This window comes from Sporichthyaceae bacterium (assembly GCA_036269075.1).
Lineage (GTDB): Bacteria > Actinomycetota > Actinomycetes > Sporichthyales > Sporichthyaceae > DASQPJ01.
The window spans coordinates 20,542-43,000 of record DATASX010000094.1 but is presented as its reverse complement, the minus strand read 5'-3'; the positions used below and the strand labels follow the sequence as shown (position 1 = coordinate 43,000).

22 protein-coding genes are annotated in these 22,459 nt (G+C 71.4%); 7 read left to right on the top strand and 15 right to left on the bottom strand.

The features are described 5' to 3' along the window. Window positions 1–4: 4 nt before the first annotated feature. From VHU88_17525 to VHU88_17500, 6 genes are all read right to left on the bottom strand, one after another. A complete protein-coding gene (locus VHU88_17525) occupies window positions 5–604 on the bottom strand; it encodes a DNA-3-methyladenine glycosylase I (GenBank protein HEX3613493.1) in 600 nt (199 codons plus the stop codon). Between the two features lie 29 nt (window positions 605–633). Continuing rightward, window positions 634–927, bottom strand: a complete 294-nt coding sequence (locus tag VHU88_17520; GenBank protein HEX3613492.1) for a hypothetical protein — start codon at window positions 925–927, stop codon at window positions 634–636. Between the two features lie 307 nt (window positions 928–1,234). Beyond that, window positions 1,235–2,488, bottom strand: coding sequence for an ATP-binding protein (locus VHU88_17515; GenBank protein HEX3613491.1), 1,254 nt, complete (start codon window positions 2,486–2,488; stop codon window positions 1,235–1,237). A 30-nt stretch (window positions 2,489–2,518) separates the two neighbouring features. Beyond that, window positions 2,519–3,190: a response regulator transcription factor gene (locus tag VHU88_17510; protein ID HEX3613490.1), complete on the bottom strand. Its 672-nt coding sequence runs from the start codon at window positions 3,188–3,190 to the stop codon at window positions 2,519–2,521. A 99-nt stretch (window positions 3,191–3,289) separates the two neighbouring features. Beyond that, window positions 3,290–3,823, bottom strand: a complete 534-nt coding sequence (locus VHU88_17505; protein HEX3613489.1) for a PH domain-containing protein — start codon at window positions 3,821–3,823, stop codon at window positions 3,290–3,292. Window positions 3,824–3,837: 14 nt separating this feature from the next. Further along, the gene (locus tag VHU88_17500; protein HEX3613488.1) at window positions 3,838–4,635 is read right to left on the bottom strand and encodes a biotin--[acetyl-CoA-carboxylase] ligase; all 798 of its coding nucleotides are present in this window, start codon (window positions 4,633–4,635) and stop codon (window positions 3,838–3,840) included. 211 nt (window positions 4,636–4,846) lie between these two features. Between VHU88_17500 and VHU88_17495 the strand changes: the two genes are divergently transcribed. From VHU88_17495 to VHU88_17480, 4 genes are all read left to right on the top strand, one after another. Beyond that, on the top strand, window positions 4,847–6,469 hold the full coding sequence (locus tag VHU88_17495; GenBank protein ID HEX3613487.1) for an acyl-CoA carboxylase subunit beta: 1,623 nt from the start codon (window positions 4,847–4,849) through the stop codon (window positions 6,467–6,469). Then, a complete protein-coding gene (locus VHU88_17490; GenBank protein ID HEX3613486.1) occupies window positions 6,466–6,696 on the top strand; it encodes an acyl-CoA carboxylase subunit epsilon in 231 nt (76 codons plus the stop codon). Before VHU88_17495 ends, VHU88_17490 begins: the two co-directional genes overlap by 4 nt. A 2-nt stretch (window positions 6,697–6,698) precedes the next feature. Next, window positions 6,699–7,346, top strand: a complete 648-nt coding sequence (locus VHU88_17485) for a GNAT family protein (protein ID HEX3613485.1) — start codon at window positions 6,699–6,701, stop codon at window positions 7,344–7,346. Window positions 7,347–7,423: 77 nt separating this feature from the next. After that, window positions 7,424–8,275: a mycofactocin-coupled SDR family oxidoreductase gene (locus tag VHU88_17480; GenBank protein HEX3613484.1), complete on the top strand. Its 852-nt coding sequence runs from the start codon at window positions 7,424–7,426 to the stop codon at window positions 8,273–8,275. A gap of 8 nt (window positions 8,276–8,283) precedes the next feature. Here the strand turns inward: VHU88_17480 and VHU88_17475 are convergent, their stop codons facing one another. The 4 genes from VHU88_17475 to VHU88_17460 are packed head-to-tail and all read right to left on the bottom strand — an operon-like array spanning window position 8,284 to window position 12,063. After that, a complete protein-coding gene (locus VHU88_17475) occupies window positions 8,284–9,195 on the bottom strand; it encodes a vWA domain-containing protein (GenBank protein ID HEX3613483.1) in 912 nt (303 codons plus the stop codon). 60 nt (window positions 9,196–9,255) lie between these two features. After that, the gene (locus VHU88_17470) at window positions 9,256–10,161 is read right to left on the bottom strand and encodes a MoxR family ATPase (GenBank protein ID HEX3613482.1); all 906 of its coding nucleotides are present in this window, start codon (window positions 10,159–10,161) and stop codon (window positions 9,256–9,258) included. Between the two features lie 37 nt (window positions 10,162–10,198). Then, the gene (locus VHU88_17465; protein HEX3613481.1) at window positions 10,199–10,879 is read right to left on the bottom strand and encodes a hypothetical protein; all 681 of its coding nucleotides are present in this window, start codon (window positions 10,877–10,879) and stop codon (window positions 10,199–10,201) included. Next, window positions 10,876–12,063 carry a homogentisate 1,2-dioxygenase gene (locus tag VHU88_17460; protein ID HEX3613480.1) on the bottom strand — a complete coding sequence of 396 codons (1,188 nt, stop codon included), beginning with the start codon at window positions 12,061–12,063 and terminating at the stop codon, window positions 10,876–10,878. The genes VHU88_17465 and VHU88_17460 overlap by 4 nt, the downstream gene beginning before the upstream one ends. Before the next feature lie 56 nt (window positions 12,064–12,119). Here VHU88_17460 and VHU88_17455 point away from each other — a divergent pair, with 56 nt between their 5' ends. Together VHU88_17455 and VHU88_17450 are read left to right on the top strand one after the other, a co-directional pair. Further along, window positions 12,120–12,734 (top strand): nucleoside triphosphate pyrophosphatase, encoded by a 615-nt coding sequence (locus tag VHU88_17455; protein HEX3613479.1) that lies wholly within the window; start codon window positions 12,120–12,122, stop codon window positions 12,732–12,734. 4 nt (window positions 12,735–12,738) lie between these two features. Further along, the gene (locus VHU88_17450; protein ID HEX3613478.1) at window positions 12,739–13,728 is read left to right on the top strand and encodes a 2-oxoglutarate and iron-dependent oxygenase domain-containing protein; all 990 of its coding nucleotides are present in this window, start codon (window positions 12,739–12,741) and stop codon (window positions 13,726–13,728) included. Here the strand turns inward: VHU88_17450 and VHU88_17445 are convergent. Genes VHU88_17445 through VHU88_17435 form a run of 3 tightly spaced genes read right to left on the bottom strand, consistent with a single transcriptional unit; the run spans window position 13,721 to window position 15,564 of the window. Continuing rightward, the gene (locus VHU88_17445) at window positions 13,721–14,161 is read right to left on the bottom strand and encodes a TA system VapC family ribonuclease toxin (protein ID HEX3613477.1); all 441 of its coding nucleotides are present in this window, start codon (window positions 14,159–14,161) and stop codon (window positions 13,721–13,723) included. The two genes, VHU88_17450 and VHU88_17445, sit on opposite strands and share 8 nt — an antisense overlap. Beyond that, window positions 14,158–14,382, bottom strand: coding sequence for a type II toxin-antitoxin system VapB family antitoxin (locus tag VHU88_17440; protein ID HEX3613476.1), 225 nt, complete (start codon window positions 14,380–14,382; stop codon window positions 14,158–14,160). The genes VHU88_17445 and VHU88_17440 overlap by 4 nt, the downstream gene beginning before the upstream one ends. Before the next feature lie 15 nt (window positions 14,383–14,397). Beyond that, window positions 14,398–15,564, bottom strand: coding sequence for an acyl-CoA dehydrogenase family protein (locus VHU88_17435; protein HEX3613475.1), 1,167 nt, complete (start codon window positions 15,562–15,564; stop codon window positions 14,398–14,400). Window positions 15,565–15,689: 125 nt separating this feature from the next. Between VHU88_17435 and VHU88_17430 the strand changes: the two genes are divergently transcribed. Next, window positions 15,690–17,444, top strand: a complete 1,755-nt coding sequence (locus tag VHU88_17430; protein HEX3613474.1) for a biotin carboxylase N-terminal domain-containing protein — start codon at window positions 15,690–15,692, stop codon at window positions 17,442–17,444. A 75-nt stretch (window positions 17,445–17,519) separates the two neighbouring features. Here the strand turns inward: VHU88_17430 and VHU88_17425 are convergent, their stop codons facing one another. Together VHU88_17425 and VHU88_17420 are read right to left on the bottom strand one after the other, a co-directional pair. Further along, entirely contained in the window at window positions 17,520–17,759 is a 240-nt protein-coding gene (locus VHU88_17425) for a hypothetical protein (protein ID HEX3613473.1), read from the bottom strand. A gap of 159 nt (window positions 17,760–17,918) precedes the next feature. After that, the gene (locus tag VHU88_17420) at window positions 17,919–22,334 is read right to left on the bottom strand and encodes an FtsK/SpoIIIE domain-containing protein (protein HEX3613472.1); all 4,416 of its coding nucleotides are present in this window, start codon (window positions 22,332–22,334) and stop codon (window positions 17,919–17,921) included. Window positions 22,335–22,459: the final 125 nt, after the last annotated feature.

Here is a 22,459-nt window from a genome sequence, read left to right as displayed (position 1 = left end):
GGACTCAGACCTCGGCGGTACTTCTTGCTCGCTTGTCTCGCGCGCTCGTTCCTCGCTTGCTCGAGTCGCTCGAGATGCATCCGACCAGATGGTCGTCGACCATCCCGGTCGCCTGCATCAACGCGTAGGCCGTCGTCGGTCCGACGAATGCGAACCCGCGCTTCTTGAGCTCCTTGGCCATCGCGGTCGAGGCGGGAGAGGTCGCCGGGACATCGGCGAGCGTCCTGGGACGGACGTGCGCGGCCGGGTCCGGAGCGAACGACCAGAGCAACCTTTCCAGCCCGCCGACCCCGAGTTCGGCGGCGGCGCGGGCGTTGCGCATCGCCGCGGCGATCTTGGCGCGGTTGCGTACGATTCCGGCGTCCGCGAGCAGTCGCGCCGCGTCGTCGTCACCGAACTCGGCGACCTGGCGGATCGAGAACCCGGCGAACGCGGTGCGGAACGACTCGCGCTTACGCAGGATCGTCAGCCAGGACAGACCGGACTGGAAGGCCTCGAGTGTCAGCCGTTCGAACAAGCGGTCGTCGCCGTGGACCGGGCGACCCCATTCGAGATCGTGGTACTCGACGTAGTCCGGGGTCGACAGGCCCCACGGGCAGCGCAGGCTCCCGTCGGGACCGGCGACCGGGCCGCTCAGTACCGGCTCCGGTCCTCGAGACGGTAGGTGAGTTCGGCTATCCGGGCATCGCGGGCCGCGATCTCGGCGGACAACCGATCGATCACCGCGTCGACCGCGTCCATGCGATAACCACGAACGCAGACCGGGAACGCCGCGGCGGACAGGTCCGCGAGGTCGGCCGAGCCGGGGTCGATCGGTGGACCGGGCAGGTCGTGGTCGGCCGGGCCGAGGGTCCCGCCCTGGCCGGAGGCCACCGCGGCAACCGCGAACACGACCAAGGCAACGACTACCACCATCAGCAGGAACACCCGACCCCCTCCCAGTGCGGGGCGACCACGAGCCGCCCCGCCCCGATCGTGCCATGAGCGAGCATCCCGAGCGACTGCGACGAGCGAGGGACGAGCGAGGAGCACAAGCGAGCAACAAGGACAGCGAGCTCATCATGAGTGCCGGTGCGGCTCCAATCCGTTCCGGCGCCCTCCGGCTCGGCCGACATCGTTACCCGGCGGCAGCGGCCACCCGAGCCCCGGCCTGATCCCCCGACTTGTGCTGCCTGTCGCACCTACCGCGCCGCGCGATAGGTGCGACAGGCAGCAGAAGTGCAGGGTTCAGGGTTTAGGTCGGGAAGTCGGGGGCCGCGAGGAAGAGCGCGAAGACCGCCGGGCGCTGCTGCACGAGTTCCAGTCGGGCCCCGTCGGCCCGGGCCAGGTCGCGGGCCAGGGCCAGGCCACGCCCGGTGCTGGACCCGCCGGAGATGCCGGCCTCGAAGATGCGGTGCCCGAGCGACTCGGAGACGCCCTCGCCCTCGTCGGTCACCTCGATGACGACCGAGCCACCCACGGTCCGGGTGCGGATGGAGACCGTCCCGGCCCCGTGGTGCAATGCGTTCTCGACGAGCGTCGCCAGGATCTGGGACACGCTCGCCGCGTTCGCCCGCGCGCTGAGCGCCGGTACGCCGACGAGTTGGATCGAGCGCCCGAGTTTGCGTAGCGCGACGCTCCACTCGTCGATCTGCTGGCCCACGATCTTGTCGATCTCGACGACCTCGCCGGCCACGACCGGCGGCGTGCGGTGGCTGGTGAGCAGCTGCTCGACGACCTCGGTGAGCCGTTCGACCTGGCCGAGGGCGACGTTGGCCTCGTCGCGCATCACGTCCAGGTCGTCGGACATCGCTATCTCCTCCAACCGCATCGACAGTGCGGTCAGCGGGGTGCGCAGCTGGTGGGAGGCGTTGGAGGCGAACTGTCGCTCGCCGGCCAGGATCCGGGAGATCCGTTCCTCGCGGCGTTCCAGCACATCGGCGACCCGGTCGACCTCGGGCAGGCCGTAGCTGCGGCGGTGCCGACGGCGGCTGGGGTCGCCGGAGCCGAAGCGCTCGGCGGTCTCCGCCAGCTCGATCAGGGGGCGGGTCAGGCTGCGGGCCTGCAGCGCGGCCAACGCGCCGGCGGTCGCGATCGCGAACAACGCCTCGATCATGATCAGCAGCCAAGCCTTGCGGGTCTGCGAGGTGACCCCGTCGCGGGACTCCATCACGGTGACGTGGTCGCCGCGGACGTTGTCGTCGATCGTCACCGACAGCTTGTCGCCGCCGGGCGGGTTGGCGCCGAGCCGGATCACCGACTTGTCCGGCAGCGTGACCGTCGCGCTGCGGTCGCGGGAGATCACCGACTCCAGCGAGCTCCGGTCCATCGGCTCGCCGAGTTCCCCGCGGACCTCGACGGTGTTCAGCAGCCGTTGCGCCTCGGTGCGCAGGCTGTCGTTCGCACTGCTCTCGATCCCGTTGCGCATCGCCACGCCGAGCGGGACCCCGAGCAACAGGACCACGACGACCACGACCGCGAGGGTCGAGACGACCAGTCGCTTACCCATCGCGTTCGGCGAACCGATCGTCGGTGGCGGTCACTCGCGTTCGAAGCGGAACCCGACGCCACGGACGGTGGTGATGTAGCGCGGGTTGGTCGCGTCGTCGCCCAGCTTCTTGCGCAGCCAGGAGATGTGCATGTCCAAGGTCTTGGTCGAGGTCCACCAGGTCGTGTCCCAGACCTCCCGCATCAGCTGGTCGCGAGTGACCACCCGGCCCGCGTCGCGGATCAGGACCCGCAGCAGGTCGAACTCCTTGGCAGTGAGCTGCAGCTCGGCGTCGCCCATCCAGGCGCGGTGCGACTCGATGTCGATGCGGACTCCGCGGATGCCGTGGCCCACCTCGGGCGCGCCACGGCGCAGCAGCGCGCGCACCCGGGCCAGCAGCTCGGCCAGCCGGAACGGCTTGGTGACGTAGTCGTCGGCGCCGGCGTCCAGGCCGACGACCGTGTCGACCTCATCGGCCCGGGCGGTCAGCACGAGGACGGGAATCACCTGCCCGTCGCCACGCAGGCGGCGGCACACCTCCAGCCCGTCGAGCCCCGGCAGGCCGATGTCGAGAACCACCAGGTCGATACCGCCCTGCCGAGCCCTTTCCAGGGCTTGCACCCCGTCGGCCCGGACCTCCACGGCATAGCCCTCGCGACGTAGCGCGCGGGCCAGCGGCTCAGAGATCGCGACGTCATCTTCGGCGAGCAACAGACGAGTCATGCGCCGATGGTAAAGCCGCGCGCGCCTCAGGGGCGGACAACACGTCCGACGGTCGTGTTCGTGGCGTTTTGCTCCGACCCACCGCACGCGGGCCCGGACTCAGCAAAAGTCGGGCAACGCCGGGTCTACGGGCCACCGGGGCGGGTCGGGCGGCGGGCGCCCGCCGGCCGCGGTCAGCGCCAGCAGCAACTGCTGGACGTCGGCAACCAGCGGCACGTCGTCCAGCACCCAGGTGGCCCGGCCGTCCGGGGCGGTGACCTCGTGGTACTCCACCGTCAGCCGGCCGGCGCCGAGCATCCGCTGGAGCATCGACCGGGTCAGCGCGATCCCGACCACCCGGTTCAGCGCCAGCTCGGTGCCGTGCTTGGCGAACACACCCTGCCGGCGGAACACCCGCTCGGTCGTCACCACGTGGGTGTTGCCGTACCAGCCGGCGAACGGCCACACGGCCCAGCGCAGCACGAGCAGGACGATGCCGACCGAGATGATCGCCCGCAGCGCGTCGCGTGCCCCGGACTCCGGAACGGTCGCGACGAGGAACGCGCCGAGCCCGCTGCACACGCCGAGGACCAGCGTCGGCAGCGCCAGCACGTAGGCGTGCCGGCGGAACTCCACCAGGAACTGCTCGGCCACCGCGCCGGCGTCCTCTACTCGACCCCGGTGACGTCTCCGGCGGCCACGACGCGCGGCCCGTCCAAGGTCCGCAGGACGAGCGCGCCGGACTCGTCGACGTGCAACGCCTCGCCGGTGATCTCCTCGCCACCCGGCACGGCGACCGAGATCTGCCGGCCGAGGGTCGCGCTGGTCGCGGCGTAGGCGTCGAGCAACCCGGCCTCCGCGGCGTCGCCGCCGTAGGACAGCCAGGTGTCCATCCGCCCGGCCAGTGCCTCGAGGATCGCGCCGAGCAGTCGCGGCCGGTCGGTTGTGGTCGCCCCGGCCATGGCCAGCGACCCGGCCGTGGACACCGGCAGTTGGTCCGGCCCGGCGCTGATGTTCAGCCCGATCCCGACCACGGCCAGCGGACCGGTGGCAGCGTCGACCCGTTCGGCCAGCACCCCGGCGACCTTCAACCCACCGATCGAGAGCACGTCGTTGGGCCACTTCACCCGAAGCTCGATGCCCGTCGCGGCCCCCACGGACTCGGCGATCGCCAGCCCGGTCAGCAGCGGCACCCAACCCCAGCGCTCCAGCGGCGCCCGGCCCGGGTCCAGCAGCACCGAGAACGTCAGCCCGGCCCCCGGCGCGGACTCCCAGGTCCGGCCCAGGCGACCGCGGCCGCCGGTCTGGTGCTCGGCGACCAGCACAGTGCCCGGGCGAGCGGTACCGGCCAGTGCCGCGGTGCGCAGGTCGGTGTTGGTCGACGTGGTCTCGACGACCACGTCGACGTGCCAGGAGGCGGAGGGCAGCGCGGCGGCCAGGGTCGCGGCGTCCAGTGGCTCGATCACGGGGCCCAGGGTAGGCCCGCGCCTCCCGGGCGCCCGGGAGGCGGTCACGGAAGGTCAATAGGCTGACGGGGCCGCCCGGCGTTTGCAGTCGTCGACTGCAAACCATCCCTGTCGGCGGTAAACCCTGCTTGTCGGCTGAAATAACCGCCGACAAGCAGTGCTGAAGGTCGACGACTGCAAGACGCCGTACCCCGCCCGAGCGAGGAGTTCCGTGGCCGAGCCCGCCTTCGAGACCGACCTGCCCGCTTCTCCGCCGGCGGACCACGGCATCGACATCCACACCACGGCCGGGAAGCTCGCCGAGCTTGGGGTGCGCACCGAGGAGGCCGTGCACGCCGGCTCCGCGAAGGCCGTGGAGAAGCAGCACGCCAAGGGCAAGATGACCGCCCGCGAGCGAATCGCCATGCTGCTGGACGAGGACTCCTTCGTCGAGATGGACGAGTTCGCCCGGCACCGCTCGACAGCGTTCGGGCTGGAGAAGAACCGTCCGTACGGCGACGGCGTAGTCACCGGCTACGGCACCGTCGACGGGCGTCCGGTCTGCGTGTTCTCCCAGGACTTCGCCATCTTCGGCGGATCGCTGGGCGAGGTGTACGGCGAGAAGATCTGCAAGGTCATGGACCTGGCGATCAAGACCGGCTGTCCGATCATCGGGATCAACGAGGGCGCGGGCGCCCGGATCCAGGAAGGCGTGGTCTCGCTCGGCCTGTACGGCGAGATCTTCACGCGCAACGTGCACGCCTCCGGCGTGGTCCCGCAGATCTCGCTGATCATGGGAACCTGCGCCGGTGGGCACGTCTACTCCCCCGCGATCACCGACTTCGTGGTGATGGTCGACAAGACCTCGCACATGTTCATCACCGGTCCGGAGGTCATCAAGACCGTCACCGGTGAGGAGGTCTCGTTCGAGGACCTCGGTGGGGCGCGGGCGCACAACACCAAGAGCGGCAACGCCCACTACATGGGCGCGGACGAGGCGGACGCGCTGGAGTACGTCAAGGCGATCCTGTCCTACCTGCCCAGCAACAACCTCTCGGACCCGCCGGTCTACGGCGTCGACACCGACCTCGGGATCAACGACGAGGACCGGGCCCTCGACACGATCATCCCGGACTCGGCGAACACGCCCTACGACATGCACTCGATCATCGAGAAGGTGCTCGACGACGGCGAGTTCGTCGAGGTGCAGGAGTTGTACGCGCCGAACATCATCGTCGGGTTCGGCCGCGTGGACGGGCACAGCGTGGGTGTGGTCGCCAACCAGCCGATGCAGTTCGCCGGGTGCCTGGACATCAACGCCTCGGAGAAGGCCGCGCGCTTCGTGCGCACCTGCGACGCGTTCAACGTGCCGATCCTGACCTTCGTCGACGTTCCCGGCTTCCTGCCCGGTACCTCGCAGGAGTGGGACGGCATCATCCGCCGGGGCGCAAAGCTGATCTACGCCTACTGCGAGGCCACCGTCCCCAAGGTCACCGTGATCACGCGGAAGGCCTACGGCGGCGCGTACGACGTCATGGGTTCCAAGCACCTCGACGCCGACCTGAACTTCGCCTGGCCGACCGCGCAGATCGCGGTGATGGGTGCCCAGGGCGCGGTGAACATCCTGTACCGCAAGGAACTGGCCGAGACCGCGAACCCGGAGGTCCGGCGCAAGGAACTGGTCACCGAGTACGAGGACACGCTGGCCAACCCGTACATCGCCGCCGAGCGCGGTTACGTCGACGCGGTGATCGAGCCGTCGACGACGCGGACGCACGTGGTGCGAGCGCTGCGGACACTGCGGAACAAGCGCGCCTCGCTGCCGCCGCGCAAGCACGGGAACATCCCGCTATGAGCGGTGAGCTCGAAGATCGACCGACCCGGCCGATGTTGCGGATCGTGCGCGGCGAGCCCTCGGACGAGGAACTGGCCGCGCTGGTCGCCGTACTCTCCGCCCGTTCCGCCGCGACTGCGGCACCCGAACCTCAGGCACGGTCGGCCTGGTCCGACCGCGCCGCGCTGCTGCGCAAGCCGATGCTCCCGGGCCCCGGGGCGTGGCGGGCGGCGGTCTGGCGGCTGTAAACGTGCCCGCGCTGCTCCCGACCGGTGAACCGTTGGCCGGACCGCAGGTCCGGCTCGAGCCGCTGCACGAGCGCGACCTGCTGCTGCTCGGCAAGCTGCTGCGCGACCCGGAGCTCTACGCCTCCGGCTTCGGAATGCACCGTCAGGCCGAGTCGTTCGCGGACGCGGTCTCGCTGGCCCGGGAGCGTTACCTGCGCCCGGGCGACGTCCTCGACGGCCGCGGCGGCGGCCGGCTCGCGTACGTGGTGCACATCGTCGACCCGCGGCTGGGCGAGCCGGGCACGGTCGTGGGCACCTCGACGCTGGCCGAGGCCGACCTGACCAACGAGAAGATCCACCTGGGCAACACGGTCTACGGCCGACCCTGGTGGGGCAGCGCGGTGAACCCGGCGGCGAAACTGCTGCTGCTCGGGCACTGCTTCGACGACTGCGGCTACGGCCGGGTGCGCATCCAGACCGACGTCGTCAACAAGCGGTCGGCCGCCGCGATCGAACGCCTCGGGGCGGTGCGGGAAGGTGTCGCGCGCCGCGATCAGCGGCGCGAGGACGGCACGTTCCGCGACACCGTGATGTTCTCGATCCTGGCCACCGAGTGGCCGGCCGTTCGCGCCGGTCTGCTGGCCCGGATCGCGGTTCAACTCCCGGGCTGAAGGCCGGCCGGTGGCCTTGCGCGCGGCGGGACGCAATCGACAGGCTGAGCCCCTGCAGATCGACGAGGGGAGCTCCGGTGGGACGGGTATCGGGCAAGGTCGCGTTCGTCACCGGAGCCGCCCGCGGCCAGGGTCGCTCCCATGCGATCCGGCTGGCCGAGGAGGGTGCCGACATCGTCGCGGTCGATCTCTGCGCGCCGATCAGCACCGTGCCGTACGACCTGTCGACCCCGGACGACCTGGCCCAGACCGCGAAGCTCGTCGAGGAGCAGGACCGGCGGATCCTCACCCGTCAGGTCGACGTGCGCGATCAGGCCGGGCTGGACGCGACGGTGGCCGACGCGATCGCCGAGTTCGGCCACATCGACATCGTGGTCGCCAACGCCGGCATCGCCACCCTCGGCATGTCGTGGGAGCTGACCGAGCAGCAGTGGGACGAGATGCTGGCGGTCAACCTGACCGGTGTCTGGAAGACCGCCAAGGCCGTCATCCCCTCGATGATCCAGGCCGGCCGCGGTGGGTCGATCATCCTGACCAGCTCGATAGCCGGGCTGTTGCCGTTCGCGGGCATCTCGCATTACGTCAGCGCCAAGCACGGCGTGACCGGCCTGATGCGTGCCCTTGCCCTCGAGCTCGGGCCGCACAACATCCGGGTGAACTCGGTGCACCCCGCGATCGTCAACACCGACATGATCCACAACGAGGCCACGTACAGCCTTTTCCTGCCGCACCTGCAGAACCCCAGCCTGGACGAGGCCGCCGATGCCTTGCGCTCCATGAACACACTGAACGTGCCCTGGCTGGAGCCGCTCGACATCAGCAACATGGTGCTGTTCCTGGCCTCCGAGGAGGCCCGCCGGATCACCGGCACCACCCAGGTCGTCGACGCCGGGGCCAGTTTCCCGTTCAAGATCCCGCACGAGCCCTGACGGTGGACTCAGCGGGCGAAGAACCCGCTGATGGCCGGTGCCACCGCACGGTGCGAGCGGACGGTGGCCAGTCGGCCGCGGCCCAGCCGCGCGATGTCGCGCGCCAGCTCGAGGTCGTGCTCCTCGGAGCAGTCGAGCAGGACGTCGAGGCGCGGCAGTCGCGCCGCCCAGGGCCGCGGGTCCGGCCCGGCGTTGTGCACGCAGTCCGACAGCAGCAGCACCCTTGCGTCGGCGCGCGAGCGGCCGGCCAGTTCGTCGCCGGCCACCTGCAACGGGAACGCCACGTTGGTCAGCCCCCGCGCCGGGATCCGCAGCATCGCGTCCAACAACCGCTCCGGCGCGGGCGGGTCGGTCAGGCCGCACAGGCGGGTCGCGTCGGAGGCGAACGCGATCACCGCGAGTGAGTCCCGGCCGAATTCCCGCGCCAACGCCCCGACCGTGGCGGCCGCGGTCCGCACCCGCTCGCCGCGCATTGAGCCGGAGACGTCGACCAGCAGCACCAGTGCCCGCCGCGGGCGCAGGAACTCCCGGACCACGATGTCCTCGTCGCAGGGCCGCGGCGCGGTGAGCACCGCCTCCATCGTGGCGTCGAGGTCGATGTCGTCGCAGGCGCCCCGCCACGGCCGACTCATCAGCTCCCCCGGGCCGCGCCGTGGGGCCGACCGTCGCGGTGGCCGGGGCAGCGCCAAGCGGGCCGCGATCTGGTGGGCTCGGCGGACCACCACCGGGTCGAGGACCCCTTCGGCCCCGAGCATCGGGAGCAGCTTGCCGCTCTCCTCGGTCATCCCGCGGGCCACACCGTCCCGGCCGGGGCGCGGCGGCCCGTCCTCGCCCCCGGTCGAGCCGGCACCGGCGCCGTTCCCGCGGTGGAGCACCGGCGGTTTGTCGAGCGTCTTGGGCTTGCGCCGCAGCGGGGCCAAGGCGCCGCGCCGGTCACCCGACCCCGGCCGCTGCAGCGGGCTGTCGGCGGCGACAGACCTTCAACCGGGCCGCGCCGCCGCGGGGTCGAGTACGAAGTGGTCCTCCCAGATCGTGCGCAGCACCTGTTCCGGCGTCAGTTCGCTGACCTCGTCGAGGTGGATCCGCCCGGACAACGCGACGGTCATCGCCCGGAACACCACCTCGGGGTAGTCCGTGGCACCGCCGTCGAGCTCCAGCAGGCGAGCCGTGATCAGGGCCAGGTCGATGGCGCCGCGCACGCTGGCGCCCTGCCGGATGTCGCGGTGCTCCCGCGTCGCCCGGGTCAGGGCGACCGCGTCGGCGATCAACCGGGCCCGCGGCTCGGTCCCCAGCTCGTCCAGCACCGCCCGCAGCCCGACGATGCCGCGCTCGGCCGCGTCGTCCTGGTAGTCCACGGCCAACCGACAGAACCGGTCGTGGATCGACGCCGACAGCCGGGTCGTGCCGACGTTGTCGTACGGGTTCATCGACGCGATGATCCGGAACGTCGGGGCCGCGATCACCGACCCCACCCGCGGCACCGCGATCTGCCGTTCCGCCATCGCGGCCAGCAACGTGTTCAGCGTGTCCTCGGGGGCCCGATTCAGCTCCTCGACGTAGAGGAACCCACCGGCGCGCATCGCCTCGACCAACGGGCCCGCGATGAACGTGTCCGCGCTGTAGTCGGACTGCAGCACCCGCGCCGGGCTGTGGTACCCGACCAGCTTCGCCGGTGTCAGGTCGGCGTTGCCCTCCACGAACATCAGTGGGATGCCCCACTCCTGCGTGATCGCCCGGACCAGTGTGCTCTTCGACGTCCCCGGTGGGCCGTCCAGCACGATGTCGCGCCCGGCCGCGACGGCCGCCAGCACCAGGTCCAACTCGGCCCGCCGGCCGATGATCCCGGCCGCGATCCGATCCCGAACCTCGCCCAGCCTCGTCGTCATCAGCCGCCTCCGCGATTACCTCTGGCCGTGGCGCTGGTCAGTCTGGCATCCACCCGGATCCTCGACTGGTGATGGCAGGTGGCGCCGGGCCGAACGCCTCGGCGACCGACCCCACGACCTTGCGGGCGATCACCCGGTTGCCGACCCCGCCGATCGCGGCGCCGATGAGCACCGGGAACTCCCGGCCCAGCAGCAGCGCGCCCTGCCGGGTGCCCCAGCGGGTCATGAACCGCTTGCCCAGAACGCTGTTGGCCAATTCGATCGCCTCGGTCGGCAGGCCTTGGGCGAACTCGCGGCCCCAGTACCGACCGAGCTTGCCGGCGCTGCGGACCACCGCTTCGGAGACGTCGCCGAGCAGCACCGCCAGCACCAGCGCCCGCACCCGGGCCGGGTCGTCCGGCAAGGCGTCGTGGATCTCGGCAACCACCAGCACGTAGAACACGTTGGCCTCGACGAACGCCCCGATCTCGGCCAGGTTGGTCGCCGCCCCGGCCACGGTGCCGACGCCGGGAGCCGCGGCGGCAGCACCGGCGGCCGCGCCGACCGCGGTGACTGCGGCGACGAACCGTCGTTCGGCGACCGCGACGTGCTCGGCCAGGCTGCGGTCCGGCCACATCGTCCGCTCCCGGCGCAGATAGGCCCGGGCCGCCGGCGTCTGGCCGGCCAGTGCCGCGTCGAGCGCCGTCGACAACAGATTGCCGACGGCCTGTCTCCTCACGACCGACGCCCGGCCCAGGTCCAGGCGTAGTTCGGGTCCTCGCAGGCGCCGGCCGAGGCGCCGAGTTCGAGCGGGCGGAACGTGTCGATCATGACCGCCAACTCGTCGAAGCTCTCGGCGCCGAGTGCCGCCTCGGCGGCGCCGGGCTGCGGGCCGTGGGCGTGCCCACCGGGATGCAACGAGACCGACCCGACCCCGATGCCGGATCCCTTGCGGGCCTCGTAGTTCCCGGCGACGTAGAACATGACCTCGTCGGAGTCGACATTGGAGTGGTAGTACGGCACCGGGACCGCGAGCGGGTGGTAGTCGACCTTGCGCGGCACGAAATTACAGATCACGAAGTTCTCGCCCTCGAACACCTGGTGCACCGGCGGGGGTTGGTGCACGCGGCCGGTGATCGGTTCGAAGTCGGCCACGTCCAGGGCGAACGGGTAGAGGCAGCCGTCCCAGCCGACGACGTCGAACGGGTGGGTGGCATGCACCAGCACGGAGCCGGCGACCCCACCGGGCCCGCGGTGCTTCACGTAGACCTCGACGTCGGTCCCCTCGGTCGGTTCGCCCAGGGTGGGCACCTGCAGGTCGCGCTCGCAGTAGGGCGACTGCTCCAGGAACTGCCCGCGCGTCGACAGGTACCGCTTCGGCGCAGTGATGTGCGAGTTCGCCTCGACGACGTAGCAGCGCAACGGCGCCGCGCCGGTCGGGACCCAGCGGTGCGTGACGCCGCGGGGCACGATCACGTAGTGCCCGGCGCTCACCTCGAGCGCGCCGAGCACGGTCTCGACCACCGCGGTGCCCGCCTCGACGTAGACGCACTCGTCGCCGACGGCGTTGCGGTACAGCGGTGCCGCGGCGGTGCCGACGACGTAGCAGATGCGCACGTCGCCGTTTCCCAGCATCAACTGACGCCCCGTCACCACATCGGTACCGGCCGGGTCGCCGGCCAACTCGTGCAGCTTCAGGTGCCGCGGCCGCAGCGGGTGGTTCGGCGTCGTGGTCGCGTCGGGCACTTCCCAGGCGCGGCTGTCGACGATCGCCGAGGGGATGTTCAAGTGGTAGAGCAACGCGGAGTCCGACGAGAACCCCTCGGACCCCATCAACTCCTCGTGATACAGCCTGCCGTCCGGACGCCGGAACTGGGTGTGCCGCTTCGGCGGGACCGAACCGGCGCTGCGGTAGTACGGCATGCATTCATCTTGCCCCGCCCGGTGGCCGCGTGCCCGACCCCGGGGACAATGTCGCGGTGCAACGTCCACCGCGGCTGATCCTCGCCTCCGCCTCCCCCGCCCGCCTGGCCACCCTGCGGGCTGCCGGGGTCGAGCCCGAGGTGATCGTCAGCGACGTCGACGAGGACGGCGTCGACGCCGGGTCGCCCGCCGCGACCACGCTGGAACTGGCCCGGCGCAAGGCTGCCGCGGTCGCCGCTCGGATGACCGACGCCGCACCAGCCACGGTGGTGCTGGGTTGCGACTCGCTGCTGGAACTCGGCGACCGGCCCTGGGGCAAGCCGGGCACCGCCGACGCGGCCCGCGCCCGCTGGCAGGCCATGCGAGCCGGGTCCGGGATCCTGCACACCGGGCACTGCCTGATCGAGCCCGCGACCGGGCGCTCCGAGGCCGAGGTCGCCTCGACCGTGGTCCACTTCGCCGACCCGACCGACGCGGAACTCGAGGCCTACCTGGCCAGCGGTGAACCACTGACGGTGGCCGGGGCGTTCACACTCGACGGCCTCGGCGCAGCGTTCGTCACCGGGATCGAGGGCGACCCGTCGAACGTCGTCGGGGTCTCGCTGCCCCTGCTGCGCCTGATGCTCGCCCGGTTCGGGATCGGCTGGACCGACCTGTGGCGGAAGGACTGAGCCGGTGGACCTCCCGGTCATCGACATCGGCGCGCTGGTGGCCGAGTCCGACCCCGCCGACCGACAGGCCGTCGCCGACCGGATGGGGGCGGCCTGCCGCGACACCGGGTTCTTCTACGTCTCGCACCACGGCGTCGCGGCCGGCCTGCAGCTGCGCCTCGAGGAGTTGTCCCGCGAGTTCTTCGCGCTGCCCGTCGAGCGCAAGTCGGCGATCCGCATGGAGCTGGCCGGGGCGGCCTGGCGCGGCTGGTTCCCGGTCGGCGCGGAGCTGACGTCGGGGCGCACCGACGTCAAGGAGGGTATCTACTTCGGCAGCGAACTGGGCCCCGAACACCCGCGGGTACTGGCCGGAATTCCCTTGCACGGCAGCAATCTGATGCCGGATCAGCCCCCTGAGCTGGGCCCGACTGTGCTGGCCTGGATCGATGCGATGACCGGTCTGGCGCACGCGCTGATGCGCGGTCTGGCACTGAGCCTGGAGCTGCCGGAGACGTGGTTCGCCGAGCACTGGACGACCGACCCGACCGTACTGTTCCGGATCTTCAACTACCCGCCGGCGCCGGTGGTCGAGGACGGGCAGTGGGGCGTCGGCGAGCACACTGACTACGGTCTGCTGACGATCCTCAAACAGGACCACCACGGTGGTCTGCAGGTGCGTGCCCGCGCCGGCGGATGGATCGAGGCACCCCCTGTGCCGGACACGTTCGTGTGCAACATCGGCGACATGCTCGACCGACTGACGGGTGGTCACTACCGCTCGACGCCGCACCGGGTGGTCCCCTCGGTGGGCCATCACCGACTGTCCTGGCCGTTCTTCCTCGACCCGTCGTGGGACGCCGACGTGCGACCGGTGGGCCGGGCCGAACTGGCGCCGGACGCGCGGACGACCCGGTGGGACGGCGCCGACCTGCACGAGTACTCCGGCACCTACGGCGAGTACCTGCTGACAAAGGTCGGCAAGGTGTTCCCGGCCCTGCGCAACCAGGTCAGGTGAGGCCTGGAATGGCGATGACCGTCACCGCCTCAGGCCGGTCCGCCAAAGCTCGAACCGCCCTGTCGAATGTCGCCAACGCCGCACCGTGGTGTTCGGCGACCGCGAGCAGATGTGCGTCGGTGACCTGCTGATGGCCCGTCAGATGTGTCGGTTCCCGCCCGCTCCCAACCACCAGTTCGACCGCATCGGCGAGAAACTCGTGGTCTCCGGTCCGGATCATCGCCGCGAGCATCGCGACCGCGTCACCGGGTCCCACCGCTGTCGGCACGAACCGCGGGTTGGCCGATACCCGCACGAAACCGCACTGGGTGATCGGGGTCGTGGCCCAAGCAGGCCGGACCGTGCCGAACCAGGCCTGCGCCGCGCGATGGTGCACGTGATTGGGCCATGCCAACGCAATCAGGACATTGACGTCGAGCAGCTGCCGGGTCATTCCTCCAGCGCCCTGGCGACCGCCTCGGAGCTGATCGGCGGCGCGTCGGGCGGGACGACGAAGTGCGGAAAGACGACGCCGTCCGACAGGACCGGCACACTCGGCGACAGCCCGCGGCGCGCCAGATCGGAGATCACCCGGCCGATCGAGGCCCCTCGAGTCCGCGCGATCTCGCGCGCGGTCGCCAACAGGTCGTCGTCCAGTTCGAGGGTGGTACGCATCACCGCATCATAGCATCACTCGACTGGCAGCCCCAGGCCGCGTCCGATCAGGATCCGCTGGACCTCCGAGGTCCCCTCGCCGATCTCCAGCACCTTGGCGTCCCGGTAGAACCGGGCCACCGGGTACTCCTCCATGAACCCGTAGCCGCCGAACACCTGGGTCGCGGTCCGGGTGGCCTTGACCGCGGCCTCGGTCGAGTAGAGCTTCGCCATCGCGGCGGCCTGCTTGAACGTCTTCACCGAGGCGCCGGAGTCCTTCAGCCAGGCGGCCTTGTAGGTCAGCAGGCGAGAGGCCTCGACGTCGACCGCGAGGTCGGCCAACTGGAAGGCCAGGCCCTGCTTGCGTCCGATGGGCTGCCCGAAGGCGGTGCGGGAGTTGGCGTACTCCAACGAGTGGTCCAGGCAGGCCTGCGCCAGGCCGACGGCCAGCGCGGCGATCGCCACCCGACCGTCGTCGAGCGTGGCCAGGAACTGCGCGAACCCGCGGCCGCGCTGCCCGAGGAGGTGGTCGGCGGGCACCCGGGCGCCGTCGAAGCTGAGCGGATGGGTGTCGGACAGGTGCCAGCCGAGCTTGCGGTAGGCCGGTTCGGCGGTGAAGCCAGGCGTGCCGGTCGGCACGATGACCGTGGAGATCTCGGCCGTGCCGGACTCGCTCGTGCCGGTCCGGGCGGTGACCGTGACCAGCGAGGTCAACTCGTGCCCGGAGTTGGTGATGAACGCCTTGGCGCCGTCGAGTACCCAGGAGTCGCCGTCCTGCACGGCTTTGGTCCGGGTGGCGCCGGCATCGGATCCGGCGTCGGGCTCGGTCAGCCCGAACCCGGCCAGCGCGCGCCCGGCGACCAGGTCGGGCAGCCAGCGCTGCTTCTGCTCCGCGCTGCCGAACGTCGCGATCGGGTTGATCCCGAGCCCGACCGCGGCCTCCAACGTGATGCCGATCGACTGGTCGATCCGACCGATCTCCTCCAGCGCGACGCACAGGCTGGTGAAGTCGCCGTCCGCGCCGCCGTACTCCTCCGCGGCGGTCAGCCCGAACAGCCCGAGTTCGCCCATGGCGAGCACGGCCTGCTTCGGCAGCCCGCCCTCGTGCTCCCACCGCTCGATGTGCGGCGCGATCTCGTTCTCGGCGAAATCGCGGACGACCTTGCGGAATGCCTCGTGCTCCTCGGACAGGCCGAAGCTCATCGCAGTCACCTCCGAGCGGCAGCACCGAACAAGACCGTACCGAACGGTAACATCACGGGAGCCGGCGTGCGCGACCGGATCTTGCGGGGTCAATAGACTCCGCAGGAATCCGAGGAGGCCGTGGTTTGCGCAAGGTACTGATCGCCAACCGTGGAGAGATCGCCGTCCGGGTTGCCCGCGCTTGTCGGGACGCCGGGCTGGGCAGCGTCGCGGTCTACGCCGAGCCCGACCGCGATGCCCTGCACGTCCGCGTCGCCGACGAGGCCTTCGCCCTCGGTGGCTCGACCCCGGGCGAGAGCTACCTGGTCATCGACAAGATCATCGAGGTGGCCCGGAAGTCCGGTGCCGACGGAGTTCACCCCGGCTACGGCTTCCTCGCCGAGAACGCAGACTTCGCCCAAGCGGTCATCGACGCCGGGCTGACCTGGATCGGCCCGCCCCCGTCGGCGATCGTCTCGCTCGGCGACAAGGTCGCCGCCCGGCACATCGCGCACAAGGCCGGTGCCCCACTGGTGCCGGGCACGGCCGACCCGGTGTCCGGCGCCGAGGAGGTCGTGGCCTTCGCGGAGAAGCACGGGCTGCCGATCGCCATCAAGGCCGCGTTCGGCGGCGGCGGACGTGGCCTGAAGGTGGCCCGGACCCTTCAGGAGATCCCCGAGCTGTACGAGTCGGCGGTCCGCGAGGCGGTGTCGGCGTTCGGCCGCGGCGAGTGCTTCGTCGAGCGCTATCTGGACCACCCGCGCCACGTCGAGACCCAGTGCCTGGCCGACTCGCACGGCAACGTCGTGGTCGTCTCGACCCGCGACTGCTCGCTGCAGCGGCGCCACCAGAAGCTGGTCGAGGAGGCGCCCGCGCCGTTCCTGACGCAGGATCAGCTCGACGAGCTCTACCGCGCCTCGAAGGCGATCCTGCGCGAGGCCGGCTATGTCGGCGCCGGGACCTGCGAGTTCCTCGTCGGGCAGGACGGGACGATCTCGTTCCTCGAGGTGAACACCCGGCTGCAGGTCGAGCACCCGGTCAGCGAGGAGGTCACCGGCCTGGACCTCGTCCGGGAGATGTTCCGCATCGCCGACGGCGCCGAGCTCGGCTACGACGACCCGGAGATCCGTGGCCACTCGATCGAGTTCCGGATCAACGCCGAGGACGGCGGCCGCAACTTCCTGCCCGCACCGGGCACGTTGACCGCCTGGAAGCCGCCGAGCGGCCCGGGCGTGCGGCTGGACTCCGGCTACGAGGTCGGTGAGACCGTGCCGGGGATGTTCGACTCGCTGATCGCCAAGCTCATCGTCACCGGGGCGACCCGGGAGCAGGCGCTGGAGCGTTCGCGGCGGGCATTGGCCGAGTTCGTCGTCGACGGCATGCCGACGGTGATCCCGTTCCATGCCTCAGTGGTCTCCGACGCGGCGTTCGCCCCCACCGACGGTTCGGCGTTCAAGGTGCACACTCGCTGGATCGAGACCGAGTACGACAACCAGTTGACGCCCTGGGCCGGGGCCGCGGGCGAGCCGGCCGAGCCGGCAGAGCGCGAGGCCATCACTGTCGAGGTCGGCGGGCGGCGTCTCGAGGTCGTCCTGCCCGCCGGGTTCGCCGCCGCGGGGCCGGCTTCGGCCGGTCCGACGAAGAAGGCTCGCAAGGTCGGCGGCGGCAAGGCCGCGGCCGCCACCGGCGACTCGCTGACCTCCCCGATGCAGGGCACGATCGTGAAGGTCGCCGTTGCCGACGGCGCAACCGTCGCGGCCGGCGATCTGATCGTGGTGCTCGAGGCCATGAAGATGGAGCAGCCGCTGGCGGCTCACAAGGCCGGGACGGTAACCGGCCTGCAGGCCGAGGTCGGCGCCACCGTCACCAGCGGAAGCGTGATCTGCGAGATCAAGGACTAGTTACAGCGCTGCGATCATCGATGATCGTAGTGCGCTCTCTCATACGCGCAGCGTTGTTCTCTCATACGCGGGGCGTCAGCGCCAGGGGCGCGGCCGCGCGACGGCGGCCTGCATCTCGCGGCGGGCCACGCCGGCCATGGCGCGGGCGCGCTGGTCGCCGAAGCCGTCGTACTCGGCGAGGTCGCTCATGCACGAGACGTTCCGGCCGAGCAGCCGGTCGATCCAGCGGCGCTGCGGCGCGCACTCGCGCTCGGCCCGGGTCCAACTGCGGCCCCCGGCCTCGACCGGCATCCGGAACGTCGACAGCAACGACATTAGTTCCGCCCCCTACGCGATAGCCGAAATGCTCTCCCCCGTGCGACGGGAGGGATCAGCAGGAGGTTGCGGCCGGCGGCGGAAATGGTCCCTTCGACCGGCCGGGCCGGCCGAAGGGACTACCCGCAAAGGCGAAAAACCGGGCGGGTCCGGGCCGGGTCAGCCGGCGGTCGGAACCTGGACGGCGAGCAGTTGGCCGTCGCCGAGGTGGAGCAGCCCACGGCCCGGTTCGATCGGATTGCCCACCAACGCCCGGGGCAGGCGCAGCCCGATCATCTCGGCATCCGTGACGTTCTGCGGCGACAGCAGCAGACCACGCCGGGCCTTGCGCGCCTCGACCTGCCAACCGGCGAAGCCCGCGCCGACCGACTCCGGGTCGCCGGCCAGCACCAGCCCGACGAGGCCCCGTTGCCGCCGCAGCACGGCGATCAGCTCGTCAGCCGCCGCGCAGTCGCGCAGCAGTTCGGCGTCGTCGATCAGGACGGCCACCGGGGCGTCGGCGAGCAGCGCCTTGGCCAGCGTCTCGACGGGCAGGTCCGTGCCGTCGACGAACTCGACGACGCCCTCCGCGGCCGCGATCCGCTGCAACGGGGAGGGCTGCGGAGCCACCAGCAGCACCCGCGTGCCCGCCGCCAGGTAGGAGGCCGCGAGGCTGCACAACGCCGTGCTGCGCCCCGACCGCGGCGGCCCGCCGATCAGGAACGCCGGGGTGCCGACGCCGAGGTCCGGCCCGCACGCCGTCAACCTGTCGCCACCGACGCCGACCATGCCCCACAGTGGCCCGACGCCCTCGGGCCGCAGCCGCCAGGCCGCGTCGAAGGTGATGTGCGTCGGGAGGACGTCGACCCCGAACGGCTGTTGGGCCGGCAGGCCGGACCCGTCCCGCTCTCGCGCCGCGTCTGCGATCCTCTCCAGCGCCGCCACCTGGGCTGCGCCGGTCGGATCGGCGTCCAGCAGGGCGATCTGGAGAACGGCCCCGCCCGGGGCCCGGTAACCGCGGCCGTCGACCAGCTTGGCCGGCACGCTTCGGGGGTTGACGCCGATCATCCCGAAGTCGCCCTTGTCGGCCAGGCGCAGCGCGATCTTGTGCTCGGTGAGGCTGCCCATCCGACCGCCGAGCAGCGTCTGGTCGCCGGTGATGATCAGGTGGACGCCGACCCCGGCGCCCTCGCGGGCCAAGCGCATGACCAGGTCGACGAGCGCGCCGCCGTCGCGGTCCGCGAACGCCGCGAGGAACCCTTCCCAGCGGTCCAGCAACAGGATCAGATGCGGGAGCCGCGACTCGGCAGGCACGGCGGCACGCTGCTCGGCGATGTCGGTGAAACTGCCTTCGCCGAGCGCGGTCATCCGGTCGCGGGTCACCGCGGCCAGCTTGGCGAGCAACCGTTCGACCCGCTCGGTCTCACCCGCCCGCACGACGGCCCCGCAGTGCGGCAGCTTGGTCAGCGGCAGCAGCGCGCCGTTGCCGCAGTCCAGCCCGAACAGGTGGACATCGGCACTGGAGTTCTCCCGCGCGATCGAACCGGCGATGGTCCGCAGCGTCTGCGACCGGCCGCTGCGGGGCGAGCCGGCGATGAACAGGTGCCCGAACTTCGCCAGGTCCACCGACTCGACGTCCCGCGCCTGGGTCGCCGGCAGGTCGGCCAGCGCGAACGGGGCCGGGCGCAGGGTGCCCGCCGAGTCCATGAGCGACTGCGACGAGCGAGGAACGAGCGAGGAGCTCAAGCGAACATCGGGCACCGTGGTGCCAACCGGGCGAGGCAGGTCGGCCAACGGGATCGTGGCCGGCAGCGGCGGCAACCACGGGCTGGGTTGAACGGCCAGTCCGAGTTCGGCATTCGCCGCCCGGATCGCCTCGACGAGCACGGAAAGGTCGGTGACCGAGGTGTTGGCCGTGGTCCCTGCCACGGCAGGGCGGCTGGGCGGCGGCTGCCCGATCGCGTCGACGCCCAGGGCCACCACGTACGGCGCGACGGACGCGCCCGCGGTTGCCACCACGCCGAGCCTGCGCCCGCCGACCCGCGCGGCCTGGAAGGGCAGCAGCGCGGCGTGGCCCAGTCGCACGTAGGCCCGACCCGGTGTCGACTTCGCGATCCGGGCGGCGTCCGGGGCGTCGATGATGTCCGAGCTCTCCCCGGCGTCGGTGACCCGCAGCGCGATCCGCAGGTCGGTGTTCGCGCGGATCTCGGCGGACACCACACCGGACGGCCGCTGGGTGGCCAGGATCAGGTGAATCCCCAGCGAGCGACCGCGCTGCGCGATGCTGACCAGACCGGTCACGAACTCGGGCAGTTCCCGCACCAGCGAGGCGAACTCGTCGATGACGATGAGCAGTCGGGGCACGGCCTGCAAGGGCTCGCCACTGCGCCGGGCGTCGTCGTAGGACTCGAGGTTCGGGACACCGGCCGCGGCGAGCAGGTGCTCGCGTCGTTTCAACTCGGCACCCAGCGAGTCCAGCGCTCGGGTGACCAGGCTCTCGTCGAGGTCGGTGACCATGCCGACGGTGTGCGGGAGTTTGGCGCACTCGGCGAACGCGCTGCCGCCCTTGTAGTCGACCAGCACGAAGTTCATGGCGTCGGGCCGGTTCGCGACGGCCAGCGAGGCGATGATCGTCTGCAGCAACTCGGACTTGCCGGAGCCGGTGGTCCCGGCGATCAGCCCGTGCGGGCCGTCGCGGCGGATGTCGATGAGGAACTCACCGTCCAGCGAGACCCCGACGATCGCCCGGGTGGACGCACCGGCGGACCGCCAGGCGGCCGCGATGGCCTCACCATCGGGTGGTTCCAGGCCCAGGACGTCGAGCAGGCGAGCGGAGTCCGGCAGTGCCGAGTCCTCATCACGGGAGACGTCGCGGATCGGCGCCAGGGCTCGGGCGAGGTTCTCACACCACTCGGTGCTGACCAGGTCCGGCAGAACTGATTCGACGGTGGGCAGGCCTGTCTGACGCAGCGTCAGCAGGCCGTGGTCGTCGAGGGTCGCCACGGCCCGGCACTCCTCAGGCAGCAGTCGCGCCTCGGTCTCCAGGCAGACCAACCGGATACCGACCGCAGGGCCGTCGGCCAGCAGTTGGGCGACCCCGGGCAGCGCCCGCAGTCGACGCGACCCGTCGAGCACGACGAGGATGTCCGGCACGTCGAGGCGGGCGCCCTGGCCGGCCTGCCGCAACGCGGCCTGACGTGCCGTCAGTTGTGCTTGCAGCTCGGCGATCCGGCGGCCGACGGTCTCGGCCGAGGTGCCCAGCAGAGCGACCGCGTCCTGGCCCTCGCGCGGCCGGGCATGCGGCAGCCACCGGACCCAACTCCAACTGGAGGCACCGGCCGGGTCGGTCAGCACACAGACGCTGAGGTCGGTCGGGCTGGTCAGGACGGTGCTCTGCGCGACGACCCAGGCGGCGGCGGCCCGGACCTGCGCGGTGCGCCCGGCCAGGCCGAGCACTCCGTGCTTGCTCAGTTCGACGGTCACCGGGACGTGGGCCAGCATCAGGGGTTCACCGCGGCGGTGCTCCTCGACCTGCGGATCGGTCAGCACCACCGTGCTGGGCAGCGTTCCGGTGCCCAGTCGCACCCGGCCGTTGTCGACGTCGCTGCGGCGGCGCTCCCAGAGGCGCTGCCGCGGGCCGCTCGCGATCAGCCGGACCTCAGCCGGATCCGGACAGGCCGAACGCCACGCGGCCTGCTCGGCGGTCAGGGCGTCCTGCGCGTCGGAGTCGATGGCCGCGCGGCGCGCCCGGTACTCGTCCTGGGCCCGGGTGGCCGATTTCTTGCCCTGCTTGCGGTCGTTGTAGTGGTTGGCCAGCAGCGAGATCGGGCTCAGCAACGCGAGAGCCAACAGCGAGGTGTTGTGGGTGATCGCGGCCAGCGCCAGCGCGCCGACCAATGGCACGATCGCCATCACCCAGGGCAGCGGGCGCTTGTCCGAGACCGCCGGCGGGCTGGGCAATGTGAACCGGGTCGGGTGCTCGGGAAGGGTCAGCCGCGGCGGTCGTGTGTAGTCGAATCCCGCGCCGTCCTCGGAGGGCTGCAGGGCGGCGTCGGGGAAATCCGTCGGCGCGACCTCGAGCAGGGAACCACCGATCCGCACCAGGTGGGCGTTCGGCCAGGGCGTCGTGCCGCTGATGGGCTCGCCCTCGATCGTGGCCGCCGCGCCGGCGGCGGGCGTGACAATGGTCGAGCCGTCGGGGCTCACCCGGACCAGCAACGCCGCGGCCGCGGCGTCGTCGAGGTGGACCCGGTCGTCGGCACCGGAGCCGATGCTGAACTCCCCGGGACCGAACCGGTGGATCACGCCGGCCGCGCTGCCGCCGACGACGCGGATCTCCACGACGCCCTGGCCGAGCGAGCCGGCCGGCATCGGTTCGCCGAGGCCGAGCGCGACACCGTCACGGATCGGTGAGGAGTCCAGCGGCAGGCCCGGCTCGAGTTCGAACCCGTCGAGGAACAACGCCGCGTCGGCCGAGACCCCGAGCGCACGGGCCACTTGGTCGCGGAAGGCCGCGACCGGCGCCGCCGGATCGGCGTCGACGAACAGGTCGGTACCGGCCCGGCCCGGGCGGTTCACGCTTAGGCGCAATTGCACGCTGACTCCGTGAGGTGATGCGTTCGATTGCGCGGATGATCGGGGACGAACGAAGAATCTCCCTCCCGTACCGGCCAAGGCAACCCCGCGGCCGACAGCCGTCGGTCGACGACGCGCTCGCGGAC

Excerpts from the sequence above, each read along its gene's own strand:
- VHU88_17515 (HEX3613491.1), bottom strand. The coding sequence starts at position 2,488 with ATGGGTAAGCGACTGGTCGTCTCGACCCTCGCGGTCGTGGTCGTCGTG.
- VHU88_17510 (HEX3613490.1), bottom strand. The coding sequence starts at position 3,190 with ATGACTCGTCTGTTGCTCGCCGAAGATGACGTCGCGATCTCTGAGCCG.
- VHU88_17490 (HEX3613486.1), top strand. The coding sequence starts at position 6,466 with ATGAGCGGTGAGCTCGAAGATCGACCGACCCGGCCGATGTTGCGGATC.
- VHU88_17470 (HEX3613482.1), bottom strand. The coding sequence starts at position 10,161 with ATGACGACGAGGCTGGGCGAGGTTCGGGATCGGATCGCGGCCGGGATC.
- VHU88_17460 (HEX3613480.1), bottom strand. The coding sequence starts at position 12,063 with ATGCCGTACTACCGCAGCGCCGGTTCGGTCCCGCCGAAGCGGCACACC.
- VHU88_17445 (HEX3613477.1), bottom strand. The coding sequence starts at position 14,161 with ATGACCCGGCAGCTGCTCGACGTCAATGTCCTGATTGCGTTGGCATGG.
- VHU88_17440 (HEX3613476.1), bottom strand. The coding sequence starts at position 14,382 with ATGCGTACCACCCTCGAACTGGACGACGACCTGTTGGCGACCGCGCGC.
- VHU88_17435 (HEX3613475.1), bottom strand. The coding sequence starts at position 15,564 with ATGAGCTTCGGCCTGTCCGAGGAGCACGAGGCATTCCGCAAGGTCGTC.
- VHU88_17425 (HEX3613473.1), bottom strand. The coding sequence starts at position 17,759 with ATGTCGTTGCTGTCGACGTTCCGGATGCCGGTCGAGGCCGGGGGCCGC.